The organism is Streptomyces sp. NPDC051684, from assembly GCF_044453445.1.
Lineage (GTDB): Bacteria > Actinomycetota > Actinomycetes > Streptomycetales > Streptomycetaceae > Streptomyces.
In genome coordinates, this window is sequence record NZ_JBITCS010000092.1 from 1 (window position 1) to 2,418 (window position 2,418).

Sequence of the window (2,418 nt, forward strand, 5' to 3'; positions counted from 1 at the left end):
AGTCCTTCAACGGGCGGCACCCGGTGGAACTGATCGGCGGAGTGCGCTTCCCCGCGATCGGCGAACTCCCGTACCTGCTGACCCTCGCGGGACACAGCTTCTACTGGTTCCGGCTGAGCGAGGCCTCAGCGCCGGACGACCGCACCGCGGGGGGCTCCGCAGGATTGGACCGCACACCATGACCCGCCCCCTGATCGAACTGGGTGACCCGCGCCCGGCGCTTCTCAGCTCCTCGCTCAATGAGCTGCTCAGCCGCTGGCTCCCGAGACAGCGCTGGTATGCGAGCAGCGGCCGCCGGATCACGGAGATCGCGGTAGTGGCTGCGACCGCACTGACACCCGAGTGCTTCCACCTGCTGGTGCGAGTGAAGGAAGCCGGTCAACAGGAGGAGAAACACTACCAGTTGATACTGGGCGCGGCCGTCGACCCGCCCCCACGTCTGTGGCAGCACGCCCTCGGGCAGCTGGACGGGCCCGCCGGCGGCACCCTGATGGTCTACGACGCCCTGCATGATCACCGCGTGGCGGTCCTGCTGCTGGACCGGCTGCGCGAGGGCGGGAAGGTCGGGGCGCTGCGCTTCGAGTCCTTCTCCCGTGCCTCGGTGCCGACCGGTCTTGCGCCCCGCGTCCTGGACAGCGAGCAGTCCAACTCGTCGATCGTCTATGGCGACAGGCTCATCCTCAAGCTGTTCCGCCGTATCCAGCAAGGCATCAACCCCGACCTCGAGGTGACGGCTCGGCTGGGACGGCGGGGACACCCCTCGGTGCCGGCGCCCGAGGCCTGGTTCTTCGTGACCGAACCGTTCTGGGGCACCCTCGGCATGGTCCAGCCCTTCCTGGCCGGGGCCATGGACGGCTGGCAGCTGGCTCTGGACTCGGCCGCCGCTCAAGGCGACTTCGTCGAGCAGGCGTGGGGCCTGGGACGCACGACGGGCGAGCTGCACGCGGCCCTCGCCCAGGTCTTCCCCACCGCGAAGCCCCCTGAGCAGCACCGGTCCCGGCTCGCCGAGGAGATGATCGACCGGCTGAAGCGCTCGGCCGAGACGGTGCCGGCCCTGCGCCGTCATGTGCCCGCCCTCCAGGGCATCTTCGCGGACGCGGCGGTGGCCCACAGCGAGCCGCCCCTGCAACGGATCCATGGAGACCTGCACCTGGGCCAGGTCCTGTGGGCCGACGGGAGTTGGCATGCGGTCGATTTCGAGGGAGAGCCCTCGCGCCCGTTGGCCGAACGCCGTGCGGACCGATCACCGATCCGCGACGTGGTCGGCATGCTCAGGTCCTTCGACTACGCGGCGCACATGAGTCCCGCCCCGTGCCCGAAGTGGGCCGAGCAGTGCCGCACCGCCTTCTGCTCCGGCTACAGCGAAGCCGGGGGCTTCGAGCCGACGGAGGCGCCGGAACTGCTGCGCGCCTACGAGGCCGACCGCGCCGTCTACGAGGTGCTGTACGAGGCGACACACCGTCCCGACTGGATCACCGTCCCCCTGGAGGCCGTGGCCCGTATCGCCGGCACACGCTGAAGGTGCCCCCGCGCCGTCCCACACCGCCCGAAGGAGCCGACCATGACCGTCAACGCCACCGCCGACCCGCTCCTGCACCGACGTGCCGGGCCGGGGCCGGGCCTCGACCAGGGCGCACGGACGGCACTGCTGGGCGGAACCCATCACGACCCGCATGCGGTGCTCGGAGCGCACCCGGTAGCGCAGGGCGTGATCGTACGGTGCCTCCTCCCGTACGCCCTCGGTGTGTCGGTGCTGGCAGGTGACACAGCATGGGAACTGCCGGACACGGGCGACGGCCTGTTCGAGGGCGGACTCCCGGGCACCACTGTCCACGACTACCGGCTGCGGGTGACCACCGCCGACAGCGTCTTCGAGGCGGATGACCCCTATCGATTCCTGCCGACGTTGGGGGAGTTGGACCTGCACCTCATCGGCGAGGGCCGCCACGAGGGGCTGTGGACGGCTCTGGGCGCCCATGTCATGGAACACCAAGGCGTGCCCGGGACCCGCTTCGCCGTGTGGGCCCCCAACGCACGAGGTGTCCGGATGGTCGGCGACTTCAATTCATTGAACGGCACAGCGACACCCATGCGCTCGCTGGGCCGTTCCGGGGTGTGGGAACTGTTCGTGCCGGGCATCGGCGAGGGCGAGCTGTACAAGTTCGAGATCGTCGGCCCTGACGGTGTTGCGCGTCAGCATGCGGATCCCATGGCACGCCGCAGTGAGAAGCCACCGGCGACCGCGTCCATCGTCGATGTCGCCCACCACACGTGGGGCGATGATGCCTGGCTGGAGCGGCGTGCCGCCCGCCCCGTCCACGCTGCCCCGTTCTCGGCGTACGAGGTGCACCTGCCGTCCTGGCGCCCCGGCCTCTCCTACCGCCAACTCGCCGAGCAACTCCCCGCCTACGTATCGGA

Annotated in this window: 2 protein-coding genes and 1 pseudogene; all 3 read left to right on the plus strand. The window is 70.2% G+C overall.

Annotated elements, in window-relative coordinates; translation table 11 throughout:
* The coding region (locus ACIA8D_RS41715) for an alpha-glucosidase C-terminal domain-containing protein (RefSeq protein WP_399240754.1) at positions 1-182 on the plus strand (182 nt) is incomplete at its 5' end.
* Positions 179-1,519, plus strand: coding sequence for a phosphotransferase (locus ACIA8D_RS41720; protein ID WP_399240756.1), 1,341 nt, complete (start codon positions 179-181; stop codon positions 1,517-1,519). The genes ACIA8D_RS41715 and ACIA8D_RS41720, both read left to right, overlap by 4 nt.
* A gap of 42 nt (positions 1,520-1,561) precedes the next feature.
* Positions 1,562-2,418: pseudogene (locus ACIA8D_RS41725) on the plus strand (1,4-alpha-glucan branching enzyme); the annotation flags it as partial.